This is a genomic window from Cognatishimia activa (genome assembly GCF_001458335.1).
Classification (GTDB): Bacteria; Pseudomonadota; Alphaproteobacteria; order Rhodobacterales; family Rhodobacteraceae; genus Cognatishimia; species Cognatishimia activa.
Genome location: NZ_CYTO01000020.1, coordinates 275,909 through 278,359, shown reverse-complemented (window position 1 = coordinate 278,359; position 2,451 = coordinate 275,909). Strand labels below are relative to the sequence as shown.

At 53.1% G+C, this 2,451-nt stretch carries 2 protein-coding genes; both read right to left on the bottom strand.

What is annotated here, in order from left to right; genetic code table 11:
* Nucleotides 1-187: 187 nt before the first annotated feature.
* Nucleotides 188-1,024 (bottom strand): bifunctional allantoicase/(S)-ureidoglycine aminohydrolase, encoded by an 837-nt coding sequence (locus TA5113_RS11180; RefSeq protein ID WP_058314916.1) that lies wholly within the window; start codon nt 1,022-1,024, stop codon nt 188-190.
* Between the two features lie 181 nt (nt 1,025-1,205).
* A complete protein-coding gene (locus TA5113_RS11175; protein ID WP_058314917.1) occupies nt 1,206-2,447 on the bottom strand; it encodes a urate hydroxylase PuuD in 1,242 nt (413 codons plus the stop codon).
* Nucleotides 2,448-2,451 lie beyond the last annotated feature (4 nt).

The following is a 2,451-nucleotide window of genomic DNA, read 5'->3' as shown; positions in this document are numbered from 1 at the left end:
AGAACAGGGTCAGCCCAATTACGCATGCTTTCCGCCCACACTTACAGACAAATACGTGCCTGGTGCAGTTCTCGAAAACAGTGTCCAAATCGAGCTCCCGCAACCAAAAATCACCTAAGAAATACAATATCTTAGAGTCGCAGCCGCAGCTTTGGTTTCTTGCCCGCTCCACGGTCGAGGCTCAACGCTAAGCCCCGTGCGCATGGCGTCGCAAGCTCATGTGGCGGTTTACGTCTTTGTAAAGCAGATACCGGAATTTGCCGGGACCACCGGCGTAACAGGCTTGTGGGCAGAATGCGCGTAACCACATATAGTCGCCCGCCTCCACTTCGACCCAATCCTGATTGAGTCGGTACACCGCTTTTCCTTCAAGGACATAAAGACCGTGTTCCATGACATGGGTTTCGGCGAATGGAATGACAGCGCCGGGTTCAAAGGTGACAATCGTGACATGCATGTCGTGTCGCATGTCTGCCGGGTCCACGAAGCGCGTGGTGGCCCACTTCCCGTCTGTGCCCGGCATCGGGGTGGGCGCGACATCTTGCTCATTGGTGATCAATACGTCCGGTAGGTCTAACCCCTGCACGGTTTCATAAAGCTTTCGGATCCAATGAAATCGTACCGTGGTCTCGTTTGCATTGTGAAGGGACCATGCGACTCCTGGCGGCAAATAGGCGTAACCCCCTGGCTTAAGAACGTAAGTCTGTCCCTCAACTGTAAGGTCACAAGATCCTTCGACGACAAAAAGCACAGCTTCCGCCCCCGGGTCGGTTTCAGGTCGATCCGAACCACCGCCAGGGCTGACTTCCATGATGTATTGCGAAAAGGTTTCGGCAAATCCGCTTAAGGGGCGTGAGAGCACCCATGCGCGTGTGTTGTCCCAGAACGGCAAAAAGCTCGTTACGATATCGCGCATCGTCCCCTTAGGAATCACCGCATAGGCATCCGTGAACGTTGCGCGATCCGTCAGCAATTGATCCTGACCAGGATGGCCGCCGCGAGGCGCAAAGTATTTGGGTGACATGCGTCGTCCTATTGGTTGAAGATTTACCCATTTATGGGGTGTAGGTGCTTGCCAATCCACCGATGTAAGCAAAGCAAGAGCTATCCGGGTATTTTGATAATTGAGGCGGCCCTATCTAGGCGTTGATAGGTTGTACCGGTTGGCGACCGAACAAAGATCAGCATCACCAAAAGGCAGAGGGCTAGTTGTGGCGCATGGCATCCCGGTACCAGCCAACAATCGCAAGCCTATTCTCTTCTGACATGGTCGAAATTGCGTTGGGCGGTGGCATTGCATGGGTCAGTCCCGCTTGCAGATAAATTGCCTGAGCATGTCGGGCGACATCTGCCTCTGTTTCTAGGACGACGCCCTTTGGTGGCCAGAGCATCCTATCGCTAAAGACCGGCTCTCTGGCATGGCACATGGAACAGTTGCCCAAAACAACTTCAAAGGCTTGTTCGAACTTTGGAGAGTCAACGAGGGTCTGCTCGGTGGGTGTCAGCACCCGCGCTTCGGCGTCTTCGATTTTGTCCAGCATCGGCGAGACCGACAGCCATGCAATCAGGATCATCAGTTGCGCTGTCACCAGCCATGTCCACATTGGCCCTTTGCCTGTTTTGTGCATGGTGTTGAAATAGTGCCTGATTGTGACACCTGTTAAGAAGATCAAGCTGGCGATTATCCACGCATTTTGTGATCCAAATGCCAGTGGATAATGATTGGACAGCATTAAGAAGACGACCGGGAGCGTCAGGTAATTATTGTGTGTTGACCGGACTTTAGCGATTTTGCCGTATTTCGCGTCGGGTGTTCGCCCCGCTTTCAGATCCGCGACCACGATGCGTTGGTTGGGCATGATCTGAAAGAACACGTTGGCGGTCATGATTGTTGCGGTGAACGCGCCCAAATGCAAAAGCGCAGCGCGGCCGGTAAAGATTTGGTTGTAGCCCCAAGACATCGCCACAAGGATGGCGAACAACAGCAACATCAATAGCGTCGGGTTTTCGCTGAGTTTGGATTTGCACATTTGGTCGTAGGCGAGCCAACCTATCGTCAATGACCCCCCTGAAATCACAATCCCTTGCCATAGCGCGAGATCTGCTTTGTTTGGGTCCAGTAGGTATATCTCTCCACCGACCCAATAGATGATCATCAACAGAGCTGCACCGGACAACCAAGTGGTATAGCTCTGCCATTTATGCCAAGTCAGATGTTCAGGCAGCCGTGTCGGCGCGACAAGATATTTGGTGGTGTGATAGAAGCCACCGCCATGAACTTCCCACTCTTCGCCGAACGCCCCTTCTGGCATGTCATCTGCTGGTTTCAGCATCAGATCGAGCGCGATGAAATAGAAGCTGGCACCGATCCATGCCATTGCGGTTACTACATGTAGCCAGCGGACCGCAAAAGCGAGCCAATCCCACAGTGCGAGATAATCGTACATCTTG